Here is a 21197-nt window from a genome sequence, read left to right as displayed (position 1 = left end):
GGCGTCGGTGCCAGCATCGTCGGCGCTTCGCATCGGCGAAGCGCTGGCCTTTGCCCGAGGAGCCGATCATGAATCGTCGTCCTGCCGTGCTGCGGCGCCGCGGCCTGTTTGCCGCCTGCGCCATCCTGGGCCTCGGCGGCCTGTCCACCGAGCGCGGCGAGGCGCCGCCGGCGCCCTTCGATCCGCTGCTCGACGCGTCCGGCGCCGTCTGCGGCCGGCCGGCCATGCCCCTGCTGCTGGCCCAGGCCTCGACGCCCGCGAAGAAGAAAAGCGAGACCGCCCCCTTCCAGCCGGCGGCCATGCAGGCGGCCAGCAGCGCGGCCCTGCCGCTCTACGACGATCTGGGCACGCTCAGCTGGCGCATCAGCCGGCCCAAGGCCCAGGCCTATTTCGACCAGGGCCTGCGCCTGGCCTTTGCCTTCAACCACGCGGAGGCGCAGCGCGCCTTCCAGGCGGCGCAGCGGCTCGACCCCGATTGCGCGATCTGCTTCTGGGGCGAGGCCCTGGTGCTGGGGCCCAATATCAATGCGCCGATGTTCCCCGAGGCGAACGCGCCGGCCCTGGACGCGCTGGCCAAGGCGCAGTCGCTGCGCGCCAAGGCCAGCTTGCGCGAGCAGGCGCTGATCGATGCGCTGGCGCGGCGCTACTCGGCCGACGAGAAGATCGAGCGCGCCACGCTCGACGCCGCCTATGCCGACGCGATGCAGGCGGTGATGCAGCGCTTCCCGGAGGACGACACGATCGCGACGCTGTTTGCCGAGGCCGCGATGGACACCCAGCCCTGGGATTACTGGGAGGCCGGCGGCGCGAGCCCCAAGGGCCGCACCGCGGCCCTGCTGCAGGCGCTGGAGACGGTGCTCAAGCGCAATCCGCGCCATCCGGGCGCGATCCATCTCTACATCCATGCGGTCGAGGCCTCGACCACGCCCGAGCGCGCGCTGGCGCCGGCGCGCCGCCTGGCCGCGCTGATGCCCGGCGCCGGCCACATCGTCCATATGCCGGCGCATATCTACTACCGCGTCGGCCAGTACCGCGAATCGCTGGAGCAGAACAAGCGCGCGGTCGAGGTGGACGAGGCCTATTTCAAGCGCTCGCCCTCGGACCCGCTGTACCGCTCGGCCTATTACCCGCACAACATCCATTTCGTGATGGTGTCGGCGCTGATGGGCGGCGACGGGGCGACCGCGCTACCGGCGGCCGACAAGCTCGATGCGGCGATCGCGCCCGAGATCGCGCGCCAGATCGCCGCGCTGCAGCCGATCAAGGCGGCGCGCTTCATGGCCCATGCGCGCTTCAGCCCGGCCGCGACGGTGCTGCAGCTGCCCGACCCGGGCGACGAGCTGCTGCTGGTCAAGCTGATGTATCACTATGCGCGCAGCCTGGCGCTGGCCGGCGAACGGCGCGCGGCGGAGGCGCAGGCCGAGATCACCGCGATGCAGAAGCTAGCCGACGGCGCCGACTACAAGCCCTTCGAACCCTTCGGCGTGCCGGCGCGCGAGATCGCCGACACCGCGCGCCTGGTCGCGCAGGGGCGGCTGGCCGAGGCGCAGGGCGATCTGGACGGCGCGGCGCGCGCCTTCGAGGCGGCGATCAAGATCGAGGACGGCCTGGCCTATACCGAGCCGCCCTACTGGTACTACCCGGTGCGCCAGTCGCTCGGCGCGGTGCGCCTGCGCCAGGGCCGGCTCGATGAAGCGGAAGCGGCCTTCCGCGATTCGCTGGCGCGCGTGCGCAACAACGGCTGGGCGCTGGCCGGCCTGGTCGAGGTCTACAAGCGCAAGGGCGATGCCCAGGCCGGCAGGAGCGCGCAGCAGGCCTATGCCAAGGCCTGGTTCGGGCCCAAGACGGGGCCCGATCTGCAGAAGCTTTAGCCTGCCCGATCAACCGCCGCGGCTCAGCGCGAGGCTGAAGCTCAGGCGCTGTTCGCTCTCGCTGTAGCAGGGCAGGGCCGCGACGGCGCGGCGCACATGGATGCGCTGCGATTCGCTGCCGCCCTGCGGCTCGATCTCGCTGATCTGCGCGCCGTTCAGCTTGAACTGCACGCGCATCGGCTGCTGGCGCGGCGTCGTGCGCAGCGCGACCGGCTGCAGCGCCTCCTGCAGCGCCGCGTCGATGCGCGGGCAGGCGCTGCGCAGCGGGCCATCGGCCTTGGAAGAAGGCGGTTCGGCGGCGGCGTTCAGCGCGAACAGGGCGGCGGGCAGGGCAAGAAGCAGGGACTTCATGATGGAGACTCCGAAACTGAGTGGACAAGGTGGACTCAGCTTAGGAACTCGATCAAGTGGGCCCAAGCGCGCTGCGATGCACCGCAGCGGCGGCGGGCCGAAACGCATAAAAGCCGGACCGGCCGGCGGCGCCGCCGGCATCGGTCAAAATGGGCCGATGAGCACAGCATTACCTTCGACACGGGCCGACGATCTGGGCGCCTATATGGACGAGGTCGGCGCCGGCGCGCGCCGCGCGGCGACCGCGATGGCCGCCGCCAGCACGGCCGCCAAGAATGAGGCCCTGCTGGCACTGGCGCGCCGCCTGCGCGCGGCCGGCCCGGCGCTGGCGGCCGCCAATGCGCGCGATCTGCAGGCCGCGACGGGCCTGGACGCGCCGCTGCGCGATCGGCTCAAGCTCGATGCCAAGACCCTGGCCACCGTCGCCGAGGGCTGCGAGCAGATCGCCGCGATGCCCGACCCGGTCGGCGAGATCAGCGGCGTCAAGCGCCGGCCGAGCGGCATCGCCGTCGGCCAGATGCGCGTGCCGCTGGGTGTGTTCGGCATGATTTACGAGAGCCGGCCGAACGTGACGATCGAGGCCGCCTCGCTGGCGATCAAGAGCGGCAATGCCTGCATCCTGCGCGGCGGCTCGGAGGCCATCCATTCGAATCTGGCGCTGGCGCAGCTGGTCGCCGACGCGCTCGAGGAGGCCGGCCTGCCGCGCGCGGCCGTGCAGCTGATCGCCACCACCGACCGGGCGGCGGTGGGCCTCCTGATCTCGCGGCCCGAGTTCGTCGACGTGATCATCCCGCGCGGGGGGAAAAGCCTGATCGAGCGCATCAGCCGTGAGGCGCGGGTGCCGGTGATCAAGCACCTGGACGGCAACTGCCACAACTATGTGGACGCCGAGGTCGACCTGGAGCTGGCCGTCAGGGTCGTCGACAACGCGAAGACCAACAAGTACAGCCCCTGTAATGCGACCGAGTCGCTGCTGGTGCATGCGGTGCAGGCGGCCGCCTTCCTGCCGCGCATCGGCGCGATCTTCGCGGCCAAGGGCGTCGAGATGCGCGGCTGCCCGCGCACGCTGGCGCTGCTGGGGCCGCTGCAGGGCGCACGGCTGGCCGCGGCGACCGAGGCCGACTGGGGCGAGGAATACCTGGCGCCCATCATCAGCATCAAGGTCGTTGACAGCCTCGACGAGGCGATCCGCCACATCAACCGCCATGGCTCGCACCACACCGATGCGATCCTGACGACCAATCACCCGAACGCGATGCGCTTTCTGCGCGAGGTCGATTCGGCCAGCGTGATGGTCAACGCCAGCACGCGCTTTGCCGACGGCTTCGAGTACGGCCTGGGCGCCGAGATCGGCATCTCGACCGACAAGTTCCACGCCCGCGGCCCGGTGGGGCTGGAGGGCCTGACCTCGATGAAATGGGTGGTGCTGGGGCAGGGCGAGCTCAGGAGCTGATCCCGTCCCGCGCCAGGCGGATCAGCGCATGCCGCTGATGCGTGCGTCCTTGGGATAGCTGATCGTGTAGTCGGCGCGGATCTGCTGGCTGGCGCCCGGCGCCAGCTGCAGCTCCCAGGCGGCGACGCCGGGCTGCTTGCGCCACTCGAGCTCGGCGGGCTTGGGCTCGAAGACGGCCTGCACCTTGATGTCCTCGTGGCGGCCCACCGGCGCCGGCTCCAGCAGCTGCACGGTGAAGGGCCGACCGTGCAGGTTCTCGATCTTGTAGACGCGGGCGATCTTCTGCTCGGCGCGGTTGCCGACGAAGCCGGTGTTGGCGGCATTGCGCTGCTCGGGCTCGACGGCGACACGCAGTCGCTCGTCGCGGCCGAAGAAGAGATCGAGCTTGTCCGAGTTGCCCAGCACCAGCCGGCTCTGGCCGATGAAGGCGCCGTCGCGGAACAGCTGCAGCGCCCCCGCCGGCCAGACGCCCTGCGGCCGCGCGCTCTCGGCCACCAGATAGGCCTGGGCCTCGGCGCGCGGGTTCACGCGCGCGAGGAACCGGCTGTCGAGCTGCTGCTGGCCCAGCGACAGCGCGATGCGCTGGCCGTTGGCCGAGACGCCGACCCGGCCGGGCACCTCGAACTCGGTCGCGAACTCGCCCTGGAAGACGCCGACATTGAAGCCCAGATCGGGCGCGGCCCCGCCGCGCTCGGCCGAGCGCATCGCCGGCGCCGGGGCCGGCGGCGGCGCATAGGCGGCCACCGGGCGGGCCTCGTTGCCGGCGGGCGGCAGCAGGTCCAAGGTCCAGGGTTGCGGCGGCGGCATGCCGGTGGCCGCGCGCGGCTGGGCCGTCGACAGGCGCAGCTTCACATCGCTCCAGTCCTCGCCGCTGTTCTGCGCGACCTGGGCATGGCGCTCGAGCCGGACCTTGCCGCTCTCGCTGTCCAGATAGGCGCGGTAGACCGGCTCCCAGCCGGCCTGGCCGACGCGGTAGCTCAGCTTCATCTCGGTGTCGCGGGCGGCGGACAGCCGCACCTGCAGCGTGCGCAGCTGCGGCTCGGCCTGGCGCAGCCGATCGCGCTCGCCGACCAGCGGCGCCAGCTGGCGCTCGATCTCGTCGCGGCGGCGCTGCAGCGGTGCCTGACGCTGCAAGGTCTCCAGGCCCGCGCGGCGCAGGCTCTCGGCCGTGGCGGCAATCGCCGTCGAGCCGGCGTTGTACTGCTTCATATAGCCCAGCGCCACCTCGTGCGCGGCGATCTCGTTCTGCACCGCGTTGCGCTGCTCCTCCAGCTCGCGGATGCGCGCGTCCAGCGGCGTGTTGTCCGCGCATTCGGGCAGGGTGGCGCGGTCGACCGTCTGCACGCTGATCTCGCCGATGGTCACGCCCTCGGCCTGCAGCTGCAGCGAATCGACGTCGAAGCGCGCCGACAGGCAGCTCAGGCGCAAGAGCGGCTGACCGGCCTTGACGGCGACGCTGCGCTCGACCGTCGCGCCGCCGGGATAGACCAGCACCTGCTCGATGCGACTGGGCGTGGCCGGCGCGGCGGCGGGCTTGGCCGGCGGCGTCTGAGCCAGGGCGGTGGTGGAGAGCAGCAGCAGCGGCCAGGTCTTTTTCATCGTCGCTCCGGGTGGATGGGCGAAGGAACATAACATGGCGGCTGCGTCGTCCCTTCCATGCCGAACCCCGTCTCATGAGCATTCCTCCGCAAGCCAACCAATCCCGCAAGGCCCTGGTGCTGTTCTCCGGCGGCCAGGACTCGACCGCCTGCCTGGCCTGGGCGCTGGACCGCTATGCCGAGGTCGAGACCATCGGCTTCGACTACGGCCAGCGGCACCGCATCGAGCTCGATTGCCGCCAGGTCGTGCGGCGCGAGCTGGCGGCGGCTTTCCATTCCTGGGGCGCCAAGCTGGGCGACGATCACCTGCTGGACCTGAGCCTGCTGGGCCAGATCTCGGACACCGCGCTGACCGCGGACCGGGCGATCGAGATGCAGGCCAACGGCCTGCCCAATACCTTCGTGCCGGGCCGCAATCTGCTGTTCCTCTCCTTCGCCGCGACGCTGGCCTACCGGCGTGGCGCCTCGGTGCTGGTCGGCGGCATGTGCGAGACCGACTACTCCGGCTATCCGGATTGCCGCGACAACACCTTGAAGGCGCTGCAGGTCGCGCTGAGCCTGGGCCTGGACCAGCCGATGACGATAGAGACGCCCCTGATGTTCATCACCAAAGCCGAGACCTGGGCGCTGACCGAGCAGCTCGGCGGCGCGGCGCTGAACGACTTGATCGTCGAGCACACGCATACCTGCTATCTGGGCGAGCGCAAGCAGCGCCATGCCTGGGGCTGGGGTTGTGGGACCTGCCCCGCCTGCGAGTTGCGCGCGCGGGGCTACGTCGAATACAAGGGGCAGGCATGAGGCGGGTCGAGCGCCGGGCCGCTCCCAAGCCGACCCGCATCCCCTCGGGGGATAGCCCGGCGTACTCGCCGGGCGAGGGGCTGACATTTCACCCCGCCTGCGAGCTGCGCGCGCGCGGCCATGCGGAGTTCCTGGTCCGATGACGCTGCCGGTGCTGAGCTGGGCGGCGCTGGGCTGGGCGCTGGCCGCGATCCTGCTGTTCTGGGGCATCGGCGCCTACAACCGGTTGATGCGGCTGCGCAATGCGATCGGCGAGGCCTATGTCGCGCTGGACCAGCATATGGGCGAGCGCGCCCAGGTCTGCACGCAGCTGCTCGAGCGCCTGCGGCCGCTGCTGCCCAGCGAGCAGGCGACCTTCGACAGCCTGGACAGCGCGCAGGCCGAGGCGCAGGCCGCGGCTCAGGCGGCGCGCGCGCGGCCGCATGCCGGCGAGCCGGTCGCGCATCTGGCCGTCGCCGGCGCGGTGCAGCAGGCGGCGCTGACCCGGCTGATGTCGCTGCTGGAGCACCAGCATGAGCTGCGCGCCGAGGCCGGCCTCGATGCGCTGGTCGACGAGCTGAAGCTGATCGAGCGCCAGCGCGCGTTCGCGCGCCAGGTCTTCAACCAGGCGGTGACGCAGTACAACGCGGCGGCCCAGCAGTTCCCGACCCGCGTGCTGGCCGGGCTCTACGGTTTCGCCGAGGCGCGCACGCTCTAGGGCGCATAGAGCGCGCCTGCCTATGCTTATGCGGGCAAGGCATTGGCAAGCGCGGCGCCGCATGCCTACACTGCGGCAGCAACTGCGGGAGACGGCGATGCCGATGCTGCGAGCGCCGATGCGGGGCGCTTCCATGATGGTTCCGACGATGATGATGGCGCTGCTGCTGGCCGCGGCCCTGCCGGCGCGCGCGCAGGACGCCAACAAAGTGCTGCAGGCGCGCACGCTGGCGGCCGCCTGCGCCGGCTGTCATGGCACCGACGGCCGGCAGCCGGCCGGCGCCACGGTGCCGGGTCTTGCCGGCGTGCCGGCCTCGACGCTGAGCGAGCAGCTGAAGGCCTTCAAGGCCGGCACGCGGCCGTCGACGGTGATGCAGCAGCTGGCCAAGGGCTTCAGCGATGCGCAGATCGAGCAGCTGGCCGCCTATTTCGCCGCCCAAGCGAGGAACTGAGGGACGGATCATGACCATGCAAAGACGCAATCTGCTGCAAGGCGCAGCCGCCCTGGCCGCCCTGGGCCTGGGCGGCTGCGCCAGCCTCGGCGGCACGCCCAGCAAGGCGCGGGTGCTGGTGGTCGGCGGCGGCTATGGCGGCGCGACGGCGGCCAAGTATGTGCGCCTGCTGTCCGACTACAGGATCGACGTCGTGCTGGTCGAGCCGGAGCCGGCCTTCGTCTCCTGCCCGCTGTCCAACCTGGTGCTGGGCGGCTCGCGCGAGCTGGCCGATCTGACCACGCCGCACGGCACGCTGCAGTCCCGCCATGGCGTCAAGCTGGTGCGCGACTCGGTGTCGGCGATCGACCCGCAGAAGAAGACGGCGACCCTGGCCTCGGGCCCGACGATCGCCTACGACAAGCTGCTGCTAAGCCCCGGCGTCGAGATGATCTGGGACAGCATCCCCGGCCTCAAGCAGGCGAATGCCTCGGGCCAGCTGCTGCAGGCCTGGAAGGCCGGGCCGGAGACCGCGGCGCTGCGCCAGCAGCTGCGCGCGATGCCGGACGGCGGCGTGTTCGCGATCACCATCCCCGAGGCGCCCTACCGCTGCCCGCCCGGGCCCTATGAACGCGCCTGCGTCGTGGCCGACTATCTGAAGCAGGCCAAGCCGAAGTCCAAGCTGCTGATCCTCGACGCCAATCCGGACGTGACCTCGAAGGGGCCGCTGTTCAAGAAGGTCTGGGCCCAGCAGTACGCCGGCATCATCGAGTACCGGCCGCAGCACAAGGCGGTCGAGGTCGATGCGCGCAGCCGCACCGTGCGCTTCGAGGTGCAGGACGAGGTCAAGGCCGACGTGCTGAACGTGCTGCCCTCGATGCGCGCCGGCGCGATCGCGGTGCAGAGCGGCCTGGCCAACAGCAACAAGCGCTGGGTCAACGTCAACTACCTGAACTTCGAGTCGACCGCGGCCAAGGACATCCATGTGATCGGCGACGCGATCCAGGTCGCGCCGGCCATGCCCAAGAGCGGCCATATGGCGAACAGCCAGGCCAAGGTGGCGGCGGCGGCCATCGTGGCCGAGCTGAGCGGCTGGGAGATCAATCCGGCGCCCATGCTGACCAATACCTGCTACAGCTTCGTCGACGCCAAGAACGTGATCCACGTCGCCAGCGTGCACGAGTACGTCGCGGCGGAGAAGACCTTCAAGGCCGTACACGGCTCGGGCGGCCTTTCGGCCGCGCCGAACGAGCTGGAGGGGACTTACGCCTGGAACTGGGCGAGGACGATCTGGGCCGACTCGCTCGGCTAACCGTTGCGCGGCCAGCGCCGATCGCTTCTCAGGCAGGCTCGGGCTCGGCTGATCTGCCAAGGCCGGCGATGGCTTGGATGCGGCAGATCGCGGCGGGCTTGGTCGCTTACAGCTTGGGACCCGCTGCGGACCTTCGGCTCGGCGATATCGCCGTCGGAAAGCTGACGGTCAACGTTCGAGCTAAGCTGCCCGCGGAGGCGGGCGGCAGGGGTCGCGTGGCGCAACATGGACAAGGGTGCCACGCGGCCCCTGACGACTGCCGTAGCGGGTCAGCTTGAGAGATGGGTTAGGCGTCTCCGCCACGTTATGTGACTGCATTGGACAGAGGCGAAAGCAGGCCAGATTCGAGCTCGACAGGGTATTCTGTCGCTTCCGTCAATTGCTTGATGACTTCCGTCGCTAACTCGTTCTTTGTGCGAGTGATCCCGTTTACAGAGATGCGGTCGCCATCGATAGCCAGTTGCTCAACTTGCTCTAAAGAAGCGGAGAACACTGACTGAAGAATGCTGCGAGGGTAGTAGTACTCGATACCATTCTTTGGCCACACAACGATGTGTGCTGCCAAGACGCCCATCCGCGCCAACTCATCTGAAAGGCCCGGTTGGTGGACGCTATCGAGGACTACGAAAACGCGTCCTCGGAACGGGCTTCTTTCAAAGTCCCCAAGTAGTTCTTTCAGTGCATAGACCTTCTTCTTTACATCACCGTTACCCGGAACCACTGTGACCTTGCGGCCCGCCATTCTTATGCCGATTACCCTTTCCAAGTACGCGTAGTCGGTCTTGCCTTCGACAACGACGACCGCCGACGGAAAGAATAATGTCTCCAGAGAGTTTCCAAGGAGATTGAACTGAAGCTTATGAAAGTCTTGAATGGTCAGGGTTCGGGCGATGGAGACTTTGCGCCCTTCCTTCGTAACTACGAAATTGTCAGTAACGTCGTTTCGCGATAGGAAAAGATTTGAGTGTGTTGCGACAAAGACGCGCTCCAGATGTGGGAAGTACTTTGCTCTTTGAACCTGATCTTGGAAGAAGCTGGAAAGCGCGCTTTGAACTTTTGGGCTGAGGCCTAGTTCAGGTTCGTCGATCAATATGGTGCTGAACCTGTCGTCCATGCATAGTCCAAGGACCGTCATCAACAGTCGTGTCCCGGTGGAGCCGACAGATAGATTCTGGCCATCCATGTCGATATAGCGCGGACTCAGATCATTCCCGGGCTCCACTTGCTGCAATGAAAACGTCGCACCAATCAATGAGCCGCACAGTTCAAAGAGTTGATTCCTCCGAACATCCTTTAGGCCCTGGAGTATTCGGCCGAGATCTAAGACGTTCTGTTCATGGTTGTGAGAGTCGTCGTGAAACTGACTTTGAAATGATGACTCGAACTGCTCGAGTTCATTGGCTTGTCGAAGACCCGTGCTTAAGTGGTAAACATGGTAGAAGCGATTCGTTCCAACGAAGTATGCAGACCTGCCCAACGTGGACTTCAGCCAGCGCAGCGTGAGTGACTTCCCGCTGTTGTTTGGGCCGGCGAGAACGGTATAGCGCGCCTGTGCCCTGGACTGACTAAACAACTGCAGGGAAGGAATGAACTCGAGATCTTGCTTCGGCATGGTGAGCAGGGTGATTTGAGACGCCTAACGTGTTGTATACCGCAGGCCGGCGCGGCCTATCACGGCGACCCGCGAAGTAACAGGCGGCCCAGGGCGGAGCCAAGTGCTTGCGGCACCGCCGGGCGGAGGCCGCCATGCTGCCCGCCGTCGTTCGCCCCGTCCTGCCTCGTGCAGCGCTCCGGCCCGCTGCGCCGGTCAATTTGCCGCCTTTGCGGGCCGTTAGGCTGCTCGACCAGTTGCGCGAGCGCATTCGCATGCTGCACTACAGCCGGCGCACCGAATAGGCGTACTTGTACTGGTCCCGCGCCTTCACCCGCTTCCATGGTTCGCGCCATCCGGCAGAGATGGGTGGCCCGGAGGTCGAGGGCTTTCTGAGCTATCTGGCGGCAGACCGGGAGCTCTCTCTGTCCAGTCATCGCCAGGCCTTGTCGGCACTCCTGTTTCTCTATGGCAGGGTGCTGGGCCAGCAGCTTGCCTGGATGGAGGAGATCGGCCGTCCAGTGCCCAAGCGGCGCTTGCCCGTGGTGCTCGGTGTCGAGGAGGTTCTGTCGGTGCTGGCCCGGTTGCAGGGCGAGCATCAGCTGCTGGCCCGGCTGTTGTACGGCACTGGACTGCGCATCACCGAGGCCCTGTGCCTGCGGGTCAAGGACATCGACTTCGCGCAGCGGGCGATCTATGTGCGCCAGGGCAAGGGTGGCAAGGACCGGGTGGTGATGCTGCCGCAATCCTTGGTGTTGCCGCTACGAGAGCAGCTGGGCCGTGCGCGCCAGATCTGGGCGGCTGATGTGGAGTCGGGCTGCGCCGGCGTGGAGTTGCCCTGTGCGCTGGAGCGCAAGTATCCGCGAGCCGGCGCGAGCTGGGGCTGGTTTTGGGCTTTCCCCAAGACCATCATTCCACCGATCCACGCAGCGGCATCGTCCGTCGGCACCACCTCTACGATGAGACCTTCCAGCGGGCGTTTAAGCGCGCGGTCCAGGCCGCCGGCGTCGCCAAGCCGGCCACGTCGCACACGCTGCGCCATTGCTTTGCGACCCATCTGCTTCAGGCGGGCAGCGACATCCGCACCGTGCAGGAATTGCTCGGCCAAGGCGGTGCGCAGCCCGCTGGATGCCCTGCCGAATCAGGACGCCTGAACGCTGCCGTTCGTCTCTATCCGCTATGGGTCGACAGCGGCGAGTTCTTTCACCGCGACCGAACGGCGGAAGACGCCGACCCAGGGAGCGGACCGCCGCGGTGCCCCGCGAGAGGCTTGTCCTTCAGCTGCAGACGATGGCGCCCGAGCTGACCAGCTCGTGGAACAGCGCGGTCAGCGCCGCGCCGCTCATCGCATAGGGATCGAGCTTGCCGGTCTCGCTGTATTTCAGCACCAGGGCCGGGTTCAGCCGCGACAGATTGACCTGGCCCATGGCCCAGCCGGCAAAGTCGCGCTCGGCGATCTCGGCATAGCTGAGCAGGATCACGTCGCGGTGGCGCGGGTCGTCGATGATGGCCTTGTAGCGCGCGTTGACCGGGCCGCGGCCGCCCTCGAGCACCTGGATGAAGATGCCCTCGGTGTAGCAGAGCAGGCCGGTAACGCCCTCGGCGTGGTTGTGCTCGCGCGATTGCTTGAGGATGGCGGCCAACTCGTGCTCGCCCATCGGGCTGGCGGCGCGGCTGGCGTAGAGCAGGCGGACTAGCATCGCGGTCTCCTTGTCGTCATTTCTTGCTGATCAGCGCAAGGAACTCGCGCCGCAGGTCCGGGTCCTTCAGGAAGGCGCCGCGCATCACGCTATTGGTCATCATGGCCTGGCTGTCCTTGACGCCGCGCCAGTGCATGCAGAAGTGGTCGGCCTCCATCACGATGGCCAGACCGTCGGGCTTGACGCGTTCCTGCAGCTCGTTGGCCAGCATGGTCACCGCCTCCTCCTGGATCTGCGGGCGGCTCATGATCCAGTCGCAGATGCGCGCGTACTTGGACAGGCCGATCAGATTCGAATGCTCGTTGGGCAGCAGGCCGATCCAGACCCGGCCCATGATCGGGCACAGATGGTGCGAGCAGGCGCTGCGCACGGTGATCGGGCCGACGATCATCAGCTCGTTGAGCCGCTCGACATTGGGGAACTCGGTCACCGCCGGCATCGGCAGGTAGCGGCCCTTGAAGACCTCGCGCACGAACATCTTGGCGACGCGCTTGGCGGTCTCCTGCGTGTTGTGATCGCTCTCGGTGTCGATCACCAGCGACTTCAGCACCTCCTGCATCTTGGCCTGCACCTCGGCCTGCAACTCGTCCAGCTCGCCGTCCTCGATATAGGCGGCGATATTGTCGTTGGCGTGATGGCGGCATTCGGCACCGACCAGGCGGTAGCGGATGCGTTCGGAAACGGGAATCTTCTCGGGCGGGGCACTGCTGCTCATCAGGCATCTCGGTTGTTGTGCCGCCATTGTGGCTCGGTTGCCCGATGGGCTCCAGGGCCAGCCTCTACACTGGGCGCGTGTCTGCCTCCAACGCTCCCTCCCATGCCGCGCCGCTGAACCGCCTGCTGCTGCAGGTTGCCGATGCCGTCCAGGCGGTGCGCGACGGCCGTTCGCTGACCGATGTGCTGGCCCGCTGCCCGGCCGATCTGCGCGCCGGCACGCAGGCACTGAGCTTTCATGTGCTGCGCCTCTTGGGCAGCGCGCAGGCGGCGCGCGCCGAGCTGGCGCCCAAGAGCCCGCCACCGCGCGTGGACAGCCTGCTGGTCAGCGCGCTGGCCCTGCTGTGGCCGACGGGTGGCGAGCCGCTCTATGCCGATCACACCGTGGTCGACCAGGCGGTCGGCGCGGCGCGCCAGCGGGCGCCGGCCAGCGCCGGCTTCGTCAATGCGGTGCTGCGCCGCTTCCTGCGCGAGCGCGAGACCCTCGTCGCCGCCGCGCGCCGCGATCCGCAGGGCGCCTTCAACCATCCGCCCTGGTGGATCGAGCGGGTGCGGCAGGATTGGCCGGCGCAGTGGCAGCAGGTGCTGCTGGCCAACAACGAACATCCGCCGATGAGCCTGCGCGTCAATGCGCGGCGCGGCACGGCGCAAGCCTATGTCGAGCGCCTGGCGGGCCTGGGCATCGCCGCGCGCGCGATCGGGCCGCTGGCGCCGCAGGCAGTGATGCTGGCGCGGCCGGTGCCGGTGAGCGCCTTGCCCGGCTTTGCGGAGGGCGAGGTCTCGGTGCAGGACGTGGCGGCCCAGCTGGCGGCGCCGCTGCTGCTCGGCGATGGCGCCGTGCCGGCCGGCGCCCGGGTGCTCGACGCCTGCTCGGCGCCGGGCGGCAAGACCGCCCATCTGCTGGAGCTGCAGGATCTGGAGCTGCTGGCGCTGGATGCCGACGCGCAGCGCCTGACGCGGGTACAGGACAATCTGGGCCGGCTCAGGCTGCAGGCGCGGCTGCAGGCCGCCGACGGCCGCGAGACCGCCGCCTGGTGGGACGGCCGGCCCTTCGACGCGATCCTGCTCGACGCGCCCTGCAGCGCCTCCGGCATCGTGCGCCGGCACCCGGATGTGCGCTGGCTGCGCCGGCCGGCCGATATCGGCAATCTGGCCCAGATCCAGGCCCAGCTGCTGGAGGCGCTGTGGCCGACGCTGAAGCCGGGCGGCCGCCTGGTTTACGCGACCTGCTCGATCTTCAAGGCCGAGGGCCTGTCCCAAATCGACGCATTTTTGCAACGCCATCGCGATGCGGAAAGGCTGGACGTGGACGGCGTCACCGGTCATCTGCTGCCCCTCGCCGACAATGGGGCGAGCACGGCCGGGGCGGTGCCGGCGGCGCCGTCCAGCGTCGACGGCTTCTTCTATGCCCTGCTGAGCAAGCAGCCCGAAGAGAGATCTGTAGCCCCTTGAGTTCAGCCGCTCCCACTCTCACCGCCAAGCCGGACCCGTCGCTCGCGCCGCTGCGGCGCTGGGCCGCCGCGCTGCTGCTGGGGCTGCTGCTGGTGCTGTTCGGCCGCGCGGCGCTGGCCGATGGCGTCGAGCTGAGCCATCTGGCGACGCAGCGGGTGGAGGAGGGGCTGGAGCTCAGCTTCGGCACCCGCTTCGAACTGCCGCATGCGGCCGAGGACGCGCTCTTGAAGGGCGTGCCCATCTACTTCGTCGCCGAGGTGACGGTGCTGCGCAACCGCTGGTACTGGCGCGATGCCCGCGTCGCCCGCGCCCAGCGCAGCTGGCGCCTGACCTGGCAGCCGCTGACGCGGCAGTACCGGGTCAGCACCGGCGGCCTGCACCAGAGCTTTACGGCGCTGGGCGAGGCGCTGGCCTTTCTGCGCGGCGTCTCCGGCTGGCGCATCGCCGAGGCCAAGGAACTCGAGGACGAGGGCCGCTACTACATCGAGTTCAGCTACCGGCTCGATACCAGCCAGCTGCCGCGTCCGATGCAGATCGGCCTCGGTTCGCCGCAGGGCTGGGGCCTGAGCCTCGAGCGCAGCCTGAGCCTGAACCCCGACTTCAGCCTGCGCATTCCGGCCAGCCCATGAGCAAGTGGACGCGGTGGGCCTGGGTCATCTCGCTGTTGACCGTGACCGGCGTTTGCGGCGTGCTGGCCTTCCTCCTGTCGATCGGCGCAACCGCCCAGCGCGGCTTCTTCGAGCGGCATTACGTCTGGCTGTTCTGGCTCAATGCGCTGGTTGCCGCGGTGCTGGTGATCGTCATCGCCGTGGCGGCGGTGCGGCTGATCGTGCGCGTGCGGGCTGCCCGCTTCGGCAGCCGGCTGCTGCTGAAGCTGGCCGGCATCTTCGCCCTGGTCGGCGTCGTGCCGGGTCTGCTGATCTATACGGTGTCCTACCAGTTCGTCAATCGCAGCATCGAGAGCTGGTTCGACGTGCGCCTGGCCAGCGCGCTGGAGGCCGGCCTGAACCTCGGCCGCGGCACGCTGGACGGCCTGGTCGCCGATCTGTCGGCCAAGACCCGCGATGCGGCCGAGCGCATGTCCGAAGGCAACAGCCTGCCGCAACTGCTGAGCCTGGAGCGCCTGCGCGACCAGCTTGGCGCGCGCACGGTGGCCCTGGTCGGCGGCAATGGCCAGATCCTGCTGGCCAGCGGCGGCGACACCGGCGCGCTGACGCCGGACCGACCGACGCCGTCGATGCTGCGCCAGGCGCGCAATGCCGCAATCGCCAGCCAGCTGGAGGGTCTGGACGACGAGGCGGCCGCCATGCAGGGTCTGGCGCGCATCCGCGCGCTGGCCCTGCTGCCCAGCAGCGAGATGCGGCTTGGCAGCGGCGAGCGCTATCTGATGGTCGTGCAGCGCATCCCGAGCACCGTGCTGACCAACGCGCTGGCCGTGCAGACGGCCAGCAGCGAATACCAGCAGCGCGCGCTGGAGCGCGACGGCCTGCGCCGCATGTACCTGGGCACGCTGACCCTGGTGCTGATCCTGGCGGTGTTCGCGGCGCTCTTGCTGGCCGTGACCCTGGGCAACCAGCTGGCGCGGCCGCTCTTACTGCTGGCCGATGGCGTGCGCCAGGTCGCCAAGGGCGATCTGTCGGCCAAGCCGGTGATCGAATCGAAGGACGAGCTGGGCGGCCTGACCCGTTCCTTCGCCGACATGACCGGCCAGCTGGCCGAGGCGCGCGAGATGGTCGAGAAGAGCGTCGCCCAGCTGGAGAGCGCGCGCACCAATCTGCAGACCATCCTCGACAACCTGACCGCCGGGGTGATCGTGTTCGATGCCGCCGGCCGCATCGACACCGTCAATCCCGGCGCGACGCGCATCCTGCGCCTGCCGCTGAGCGCCTACCGCGGCCGCCAGCTCGAGGAGGTGCCGCAGCTGCAGGACTTCGCGCAGGCGGTCGCCCAGCGCTTCGACCAGTACAGCCCCGAGCTCGGCGAGCGCGACCATTGGCAGGATTCCTTCGAGCTGCAGCTGAATGCCGAGCAGGACCAACTGACCCTGCTGGTGCGCGGCGCGCAGCTGCCGCACGATGCCCGGCTGATGGTCTTCGACGACATCTCCGAAGTCGTCTCGGCGCAGCGCTCCGCCGCCTGGAGCGAGGTCGCGCGGCGGCTGGCGCACGAGATCAAGAACCCGCTGACGCCGATCCAGCTCTCGGCCGAGCGCCTGCAGCTGAAGCTGGAGCCCAAGCTGGAGGGCCCCGACCAGGCGATGCTGGTGCGCTCGGTCGGCACCATCGTCAACCAGGTGCAGGCGATGAAGCAGCTGGTCAACGAGTTCCGCGACTATGCGCGGCTGCCCTCGGCCAATCTGAAGCCGCTGGACCTGAACGCCCTGGTCGTCGAGGTGCTGACCCTGTATGCCGAGGCGCAGGAGAAGGGCCGGCTGCGTGCCGAGCTTGCCGCCCAGCCGCCGCTGATCAGGGGAGACGCCAGCCAGCTGCGCCAGGTCATCCACAACCTGGTGCAGAACGCGCTGGACGCCGTGCACGAGCGCGCCGACGGCCTGGTGACGGTGCGCACGCAGCAGGGCTTGAGCGAAAGCGGCGAGCCGCGTTCGCTGCGCCTGCAGGTGATCGACAATGGCCCGGGCTTCGCCGAGAAGGTGCTGAAGCGCGCTTTCGAGCCTTATGTCACGACCAAGAGCAAGGGCACCGGCCTGGGCCTGGCGGTGGTCAAGAAAATTGCCGATGAACATGGCGCGCGCATCCGCGTGGCCAACCTTCATTTGGGTGCGGACGAGGCCCAGCCGGTAATAGGTGCGCAAGTTTCGTTATCATTTTCAAAACTCGCGACTGCAGCGACGGAACGGGCTCACAGCTGAAGCCCGCGTAAACAGGTACTCATGGCAACCATTCTTGTAGTCGACGACGAACTGGGCATCCGTGCCCTGTTGTCCGAAATCCTCACCGACGAGGGTCATACGGTCGAACTCGCCGAGAACGCGGCCCAGGCGCGCGCGGTCCGCGACCGCCTTCGACCGGACCTGGTGCTGCTCGACATCTGGATGCCCGACGTCGACGGCATCACCTTGCTGAAGGAGTGGGGCGGCGCCGGCCACCTGACCATGCCGGTCATCATGATGAGCGGCCACGGCACGATAGACACGGCCGTCGAGGCGACCAAGTTCGGCGCCATCGCCTTCCTCGAAAAGCCGATCACCCTGCAGAAGCTGCTGCGCGCGGTCGAGCAGGCGCTGGTCAAGACCGCACCCCGGCCGGCGCCGGTCGTCGGCCTGCCCAGCTATGCGCGCGGCGAGCTGAGCCCGCTGCACCCGGCGCCCAGCCTCGGCGTCGTGCCGCAGGTGACGCTGCCGACGGTGGGCCTGGCCTCCGAGCAGAGCTTCGAACTCGACCGACCGTTGCGCGAGGCGCGCGACGCCTTCGAGAAGAGCTACTTCGAATTCCACCTGGCCAAGGAAAACGGTTCGATGACCCGCGTCGCCGAAAAGACCGGCCTCGAGCGCACGCACCTGTACCGCAAGCTCAAGCAGCTCGGCGTCGACCTGAGCCGCAACAAGCGCGGCAATGGCATCTAGCCGAAAAACTATGCTATAGTCGCGGTCTTCGCTTCACGGCGAAGGATCAAAAGGCCTGGTAGCTCAGTTGGTAGAGCAGCGGATTGAAAATCCGCGTGTCGGTGGTTCGATTCCGCCCCAGGCCACCAGATAGCAGTCCTTGTGAATCAAGGACTTACCAAGACGGCGGCCTCGGGAGGGGTCGCCGTTTTGCGTTTAAGACGCCTGTTTCTGGCAATGGTCTGGCAGTCCAACGGGATTTCAATGCGGGTCAGCGTCGTTCGCTGCGCTGCATTGCGGTCCAGTTCGCTGCGCCGCGCAGCGGCGTCGCGGTCACGGTGACGGCGCCTGCAGCCTCAGAACGTGAAGCAGTTCACGCAGGCGTGAGTGGCTTGCAAAAGGCTAAACACCCGATTCCTACACGTAGCTCCTAGATGATTCGGAGTTACACGATGAGGTTTTTGAGTTTTCCCCAGTCCCAAGGCGTCGCCCTGACGTCGGTGGGTTTCTCCCTCCTGACCGGTACGGAGGCCCGCCATGGCCGCTGAAGCCAAGCCGTATAAGGAAGGGAAGACTTGGTCGATGCGTCGTCGCATCCTCGGCCAGGAGTTGTTTGTCTCGGGCGAGAAGACCTCTGCCGCCGCCAAGAAGGAGATGGACAAGCTTGTGCATCCACTCAAGACCCGTGGCGCACCCAAAGGCCTCGGCCCACAACGCACGACAGTCGCTCAGGCCGCCCAAGACTACGGTATGGCGCGCCTGCGCTTCATGAAAGGAGCCGTCCAGGAGGCCAATCGCATCAACAAGTACCTGCGCGCCCTGGGATTGGACACGCTGAAGGTCACCAAGTGGGCCGACGCTGTAGCCGCCGGAAAGGTCCAGGATGTCGTGCCCGCCACGGACGGAGAGGGCAAGGGCCCCTTGTTCCTGGTCGAACTCGAGCCTGCGCTGCCACAGCGCGACATTCCCAAGGGCCTCGGCAAACATCGCGGGAAGCTGGCCTGCGCCACAGCCAAGAGTGACACGCAGCGCGCGCTTATCGCGCGGATGCCGATGGCCGATGTGCGCAGGCATCACATGCAGGACCTTGTCGATGCGCTGCGGGCGGACGCGCGTAGCGCTTCGACGACCCATCTCGAACGCGCCTTCGTCCGCACCCTGTTCTACTACGCGAACGAGGTGTGGAACTGGAATGAGCCGAGTGAGAACCCTGCGACGGGACTTCGGATGCCCGAGCTCAGAAACGAGCGTGACCGGGTCATGTCGATGGAGGAGCAGCAGCGGTTGGATGAGGCTATCCAGGACTGCCGTAACAAGCTGGTCGGGCCGACGCTTGCGCTGCTGAGGGCGACCGCCATGCGTGCATCCGAGCCGCTGGAACATGCGCGTTGGCGCGACGTGGACTGGCAGCGCAAAGTGCTCACGCTCACGGACGGCAAGACCGGCAAGCGTGATGTGCCCTTGTTGCCCGAGGCGCTGGAAGCGCTGAAGGAGCTTCAGGCGCTTGGCCCATGCGAGCCTGACGACAAGCTCGTGTGTGTGAGCTATGAGGCGCTCAAGGCGGCTTGGCAGCGCGCCTGTACGCGCGCCGGTATTGACGACCTGAGGGTGCACGACCTCCGGCACACCGCGGCAACCCGCTTGGCCCTGGAGTCGGGCAACGTATTCTTGGTGAAAGCTCTCACGGGACACAAGGACGACAAGATGGTGCAGCGCTATGTGAACGTGAAGGCGGACGACGTCGTGAAGTTTGGGGAAGCACAGGCCGCGAAACAGAAACAGGCGGAGCAGACGAGTGCTGCCGCTGCCGTTGACGGCCCATTGCCGGCCAACGTCGTGCAGTTGGATTTTGGGCAGCGTCGAAAAGCGTGAAGTAGCGCCTGGCGAGCGACGCCAGGCATTCCGACACGTCGAAACGTCTCAAATGGCCCGGACGTCGCATCAGTGAAAGCGCGGCCGTCCGGCCCCCGCCTAAGCCGATATCCTGTTCGTCAAAGAGCAGGGAGAACATATCGTGGCAACCAAAAAGACCGTGGCGCCCACACCGCCACAGGGGAATGAGTTCGTCTACTACATCCCCAATCCGCCGGATTCGCCCGCAGACGGCGCGCCTCCGAAGCCGATACCCGTAACCAAGGAGGAAGCGGCTGCAGGCAAGGGCATCTACGTGACGCCTGCGGCTTTCATCAAGACGAAGTTCAGCCCGACGTCGAAGGCAAATTTCGGGTCAGCGGGCAACCTCGACAAGCACTGCGTTCTCCGGAAACTGGACTTGGTTAGGGCTGCTCTTGAAGGCGGGTACGGACGACAGAGCAACTGGAGCTCCGCGCTTGTTCTCAACAAGGCCGAGACGGCAAGCATTGCCAACTATCTGGTTCAGCGCCTTCGGATGGTCGCCGGATGCGTCGAGCTGGACAAGAACAACGCCTACGAACTGCAGTCGTTCTTCGAACGAGTGGAGGCGTCGGAAAAGACGGCTCTCTCATTCGTGCTCGGTGGCATGGGCGCTTTCATTGCTGCTCAGAAGTGGTTGGCTGCTGGGGGCGACCCTATACGGTCGTTCCTGCACGTGGGCATCTTCACGAAGGGAATAGCCGGCGCACCCGCCGCGATTGCGTTCAAGTCGGGTTCGAAGAAGGTCCCCGACTACTTGGTCGAAAGCAAGAGCGGCAAGTGGCACGTATTCGAGAGCAAGGGGGGCCACGTTGACGGTCGATGGGAGCGGCTTTGCGAAGGCCTCGTTCAGTTGGCGTACGTGCCGAAAATCGGATGGGCAGGGCAGACCCCGCAGAACGCCGTGACTTGCGTCTGTGTGCACACAAGCGCGGACCCAGGACGGATGCTGCGCGTGATGGCGGTTGACCCGCCAGGAGATGGGCCGACAGTGACTGAGGAGGGTGTCCAGGACGACAAGCCGCTCATCCTCGTCGAGGGAGTGTGTCGACTGCTCGTGATGCTGGAGGCGCTTGAGCAGTTTCAAGCGCTCTCTGACGGTGGCTCGGAGGAAAGTGCCCTGAACTTGGGCGGTGACTGGCAACGAGCCACGAGTACGGTTTTCGGGGGGCTACGCATTGCCGTGCCAAGCCGGTATGCACAGCACGAGGACGAGGTTCGGCGGCGGCTGGCAGTGTTCTTTGCAGTGCAGGAATTGCGTAACAAGCTCGGTCTCTCCTTGCTGGTGGACAGCTTCACTGGAGCCGTGAGAGCGGAGTTGATGCTCGGAGCTGGTGCGGATGCCGATGTGGCCGACTGGAGCGCAGGATTCACCGACGTGCTGGACAAGTTGGCACCTCATGTCTTCGAACAAGATTTCATGCTGCGATGCTCCAGGGAACTTCAACTCGAGCGACTGGCGGGCGAGTTGATGTCAATTGAGCGTCCTGCTGCAGAGCAGGTGCAAACAGTTTTGAGGAATAACAGCGAGTTCGTCTTCACAAGTGGTGGCCTTTTGCTTTCAGCACCCACGAACCAGTTGCGCGAAGGTCGAGAAGCGGATTGAGTGCTCGGCCTAGACGAGATGGCGTCGGCGCCACCCTGCCAGGTAGCCAGCTTCGACGAGTGCGGGTTGCGAGGAGCGCCTTAAGCCATCTAGCAGCTCTTCTGCGTCCAGCGGCGTAGGAGGCGATGCTCATCCGTGTTCCATTGAGTCGGCCTCCTGTTGAGGGGGC

Annotated in this window: 19 protein-coding genes, 1 tRNA gene and 1 pseudogene; 16 read left to right on the top strand and 5 right to left on the bottom strand. The window is 67.3% G+C overall.

Going from position 1 to position 21197, the window contains the following annotated elements:
- Positions 1-68 precede the first annotated feature (68 nt).
- Positions 69-1871, top strand: coding sequence for a tetratricopeptide repeat protein (locus QWJ38_RS00550; protein WP_290357081.1), 1803 nt, complete (start codon positions 69-71; stop codon positions 1869-1871).
- Between the two features lie 9 nt (positions 1872-1880).
- On the opposite strand, the gene QWJ38_RS00545 is transcribed toward QWJ38_RS00550, so the two are convergent.
- Positions 1881-2222, bottom strand: coding sequence for a hypothetical protein (locus QWJ38_RS00545; protein ID WP_290357080.1), 342 nt, complete (start codon positions 2220-2222; stop codon positions 1881-1883).
- A 205-nt stretch (positions 2223-2427) separates the two neighbouring features.
- Between QWJ38_RS00545 and QWJ38_RS00540 the strand changes: the two genes are divergently transcribed.
- Positions 2428-3675: a glutamate-5-semialdehyde dehydrogenase gene (locus QWJ38_RS00540; protein WP_290358031.1), complete on the top strand. Its 1248-nt coding sequence runs from the start codon at positions 2428-2430 to the stop codon at positions 3673-3675.
- Positions 3676-3696: 21 nt separating this feature from the next.
- Here QWJ38_RS00540 and QWJ38_RS00535 read toward each other — a convergent pair whose 3' ends face one another.
- Positions 3697-5274 carry a DUF4139 domain-containing protein gene (locus QWJ38_RS00535; protein WP_290357079.1) on the bottom strand — a complete coding sequence of 526 codons (1578 nt, stop codon included), beginning with the start codon at positions 5272-5274 and terminating at the stop codon, positions 3697-3699.
- Between the two features lie 74 nt (positions 5275-5348).
- Here QWJ38_RS00535 and queC point away from each other — a divergent pair, with 74 nt between their 5' ends.
- The 4 genes from queC (at position 5349) to QWJ38_RS00515 (ending at position 8510) form a co-directional block, all read left to right on the top strand.
- Positions 5349-6071 carry a 7-cyano-7-deazaguanine synthase QueC gene (gene queC, locus QWJ38_RS00530; protein WP_290357078.1) on the top strand — a complete coding sequence of 241 codons (723 nt, stop codon included), beginning with the start codon at positions 5349-5351 and terminating at the stop codon, positions 6069-6071.
- A 139-nt stretch (positions 6072-6210) separates the two neighbouring features.
- A complete protein-coding gene (locus QWJ38_RS00525; RefSeq protein WP_290357077.1) occupies positions 6211-6768 on the top strand; it encodes a LemA family protein in 558 nt (185 codons plus the stop codon).
- 133 nt (positions 6769-6901) lie between these two features.
- A complete protein-coding gene (locus QWJ38_RS00520; RefSeq protein ID WP_290357076.1) occupies positions 6902-7219 on the top strand; it encodes a c-type cytochrome in 318 nt (105 codons plus the stop codon).
- A gap of 16 nt (positions 7220-7235) precedes the next feature.
- Positions 7236-8510, top strand: a complete 1275-nt coding sequence (locus QWJ38_RS00515; protein WP_290358030.1) for an NAD(P)/FAD-dependent oxidoreductase — start codon at positions 7236-7238, stop codon at positions 8508-8510.
- A gap of 304 nt (positions 8511-8814) precedes the next feature.
- Here the strand turns inward: QWJ38_RS00515 and QWJ38_RS00510 are convergent, their stop codons facing one another.
- Complete coding sequence (locus QWJ38_RS00510) at positions 8815-10122, bottom strand: ATP-dependent nuclease (RefSeq protein WP_290357075.1); 1308 nt, start codon at positions 10120-10122, stop codon at positions 8815-8817.
- A gap of 134 nt (positions 10123-10256) precedes the next feature.
- Here QWJ38_RS00510 and QWJ38_RS24055 point away from each other — a divergent pair, with 134 nt between their 5' ends.
- The 3 genes and pseudogenes from QWJ38_RS24055 to QWJ38_RS24045 all read left to right on the top strand — a co-directional run bounded on the left by QWJ38_RS24055 (position 10257) and on the right by QWJ38_RS24045 (position 11407).
- Positions 10257-10406, top strand: a complete 150-nt coding sequence (locus tag QWJ38_RS24055) for a hypothetical protein (protein WP_434063927.1) — start codon at positions 10257-10259, stop codon at positions 10404-10406.
- 60 nt (positions 10407-10466) lie between these two features.
- Positions 10467-10826 (top strand): annotated as a pseudogene (locus QWJ38_RS24050) (tyrosine-type recombinase/integrase); the annotation flags it as partial.
- Positions 10827-10990: 164 nt separating this feature from the next.
- Complete coding sequence (locus QWJ38_RS24045; RefSeq protein WP_434063943.1) at positions 10991-11407, top strand: tyrosine-type recombinase/integrase; 417 nt, start codon at positions 10991-10993, stop codon at positions 11405-11407.
- Here the strand turns inward: QWJ38_RS24045 and QWJ38_RS00500 are convergent.
- Positions 11379-11801, bottom strand: coding sequence for a BLUF domain-containing protein (locus QWJ38_RS00500; protein ID WP_290357074.1), 423 nt, complete (start codon positions 11799-11801; stop codon positions 11379-11381). The two genes, QWJ38_RS24045 and QWJ38_RS00500, sit on opposite strands and share 29 nt — an antisense overlap.
- A 16-nt stretch (positions 11802-11817) precedes the next feature.
- On the bottom strand, positions 11818-12516 hold the full coding sequence (folE, locus tag QWJ38_RS00495) for a GTP cyclohydrolase I (RefSeq protein WP_341850469.1): 699 nt from the start codon (positions 12514-12516) through the stop codon (positions 11818-11820).
- A gap of 77 nt (positions 12517-12593) precedes the next feature.
- Between folE and rsmB the strand changes: the two genes are divergently transcribed.
- The 7 genes from rsmB to QWJ38_RS00460 all read left to right on the top strand — a co-directional run bounded on the left by rsmB (position 12594) and on the right by QWJ38_RS00460 (position 21028).
- Entirely contained in the window at positions 12594-13967 is a 1374-nt protein-coding gene (gene rsmB, locus QWJ38_RS00490) for a 16S rRNA (cytosine(967)-C(5))-methyltransferase RsmB (protein ID WP_290357072.1), read from the top strand.
- The gene (locus tag QWJ38_RS00485) at positions 13964-14596 is read left to right on the top strand and encodes a DUF4390 domain-containing protein (RefSeq protein WP_290357071.1); all 633 of its coding nucleotides are present in this window, start codon (positions 13964-13966) and stop codon (positions 14594-14596) included. Before rsmB ends, QWJ38_RS00485 begins: the two co-directional genes overlap by 4 nt.
- Entirely contained in the window at positions 14593-16836 is a 2244-nt protein-coding gene (locus QWJ38_RS00480) for a sensor histidine kinase (RefSeq protein ID WP_290357070.1), read from the top strand. Before QWJ38_RS00485 ends, QWJ38_RS00480 begins: the two co-directional genes overlap by 4 nt.
- A gap of 21 nt (positions 16837-16857) precedes the next feature.
- A complete protein-coding gene (locus QWJ38_RS00475; protein ID WP_290357069.1) occupies positions 16858-17550 on the top strand; it encodes a response regulator in 693 nt (230 codons plus the stop codon).
- A 52-nt stretch (positions 17551-17602) separates the two neighbouring features.
- Positions 17603-17678 (top strand) — tRNA-Phe (locus QWJ38_RS00470).
- Between the two features lie 388 nt (positions 17679-18066).
- Entirely contained in the window at positions 18067-19401 is a 1335-nt protein-coding gene (locus QWJ38_RS00465; protein WP_290357068.1) for a tyrosine-type recombinase/integrase, read from the top strand.
- A 142-nt stretch (positions 19402-19543) separates the two neighbouring features.
- Entirely contained in the window at positions 19544-21028 is a 1485-nt protein-coding gene (locus QWJ38_RS00460; RefSeq protein ID WP_290357067.1) for a hypothetical protein, read from the top strand.
- Positions 21029-21197: the final 169 nt, after the last annotated feature.

It is taken from the genome of Roseateles violae (assembly GCF_030410485.1).
In the GTDB taxonomy this organism is placed as follows: Bacteria; Pseudomonadota; Gammaproteobacteria; order Burkholderiales; family Burkholderiaceae_C; genus Roseateles_D; species Roseateles_D violae.
The sequence above is the reverse complement of the archived record's forward strand: the minus strand, read 5'-3'. Positions and strand labels throughout refer to the sequence as shown.

Coding starts and splice junctions, on each gene's coding strand:
- QWJ38_RS00550 (WP_290357081.1), top strand. CDS start 69: ATGAATCGTCGTCCTGCCGTGCTGCGGCGCCGCGGCCTGTTTGCCGCC.
- QWJ38_RS00545 (WP_290357080.1), bottom strand. CDS start 2,222: ATGAAGTCCCTGCTTCTTGCCCTGCCCGCCGCCCTGTTCGCGCTGAAC.
- QWJ38_RS00540 (WP_290358031.1), top strand. CDS start 2,428: ATGGACGAGGTCGGCGCCGGCGCGCGCCGCGCGGCGACCGCGATGGCC.
- QWJ38_RS00535 (WP_290357079.1), bottom strand. CDS start 5,274: ATGAAAAAGACCTGGCCGCTGCTGCTGCTCTCCACCACCGCCCTGGCT.
- queC (WP_290357078.1), top strand. CDS start 5,349: ATGAGCATTCCTCCGCAAGCCAACCAATCCCGCAAGGCCCTGGTGCTG.
- QWJ38_RS00525 (WP_290357077.1), top strand. CDS start 6,211: ATGACGCTGCCGGTGCTGAGCTGGGCGGCGCTGGGCTGGGCGCTGGCC.
- QWJ38_RS00520 (WP_290357076.1), top strand. CDS start 6,902: ATGATGGTTCCGACGATGATGATGGCGCTGCTGCTGGCCGCGGCCCTG.
- QWJ38_RS00515 (WP_290358030.1), top strand. CDS start 7,236: ATGCAAAGACGCAATCTGCTGCAAGGCGCAGCCGCCCTGGCCGCCCTG.
- QWJ38_RS00510 (WP_290357075.1), bottom strand. CDS start 10,122: ATGCCGAAGCAAGATCTCGAGTTCATTCCTTCCCTGCAGTTGTTTAGT.
- QWJ38_RS24055 (WP_434063927.1), top strand. CDS start 10,257: ATGCTGCCCGCCGTCGTTCGCCCCGTCCTGCCTCGTGCAGCGCTCCGG.
- QWJ38_RS00500 (WP_290357074.1), bottom strand. CDS start 11,801: ATGCTAGTCCGCCTGCTCTACGCCAGCCGCGCCGCCAGCCCGATGGGC.
- folE (WP_341850469.1), bottom strand. CDS start 12,516: ATGAGCAGCAGTGCCCCGCCCGAGAAGATTCCCGTTTCCGAACGCATC.
- QWJ38_RS00480 (WP_290357070.1), top strand. CDS start 14,593: ATGAGCAAGTGGACGCGGTGGGCCTGGGTCATCTCGCTGTTGACCGTG.
- QWJ38_RS00475 (WP_290357069.1), top strand. CDS start 16,858: ATGGCAACCATTCTTGTAGTCGACGACGAACTGGGCATCCGTGCCCTG.
- QWJ38_RS00465 (WP_290357068.1), top strand. CDS start 18,067: ATGGCCGCTGAAGCCAAGCCGTATAAGGAAGGGAAGACTTGGTCGATG.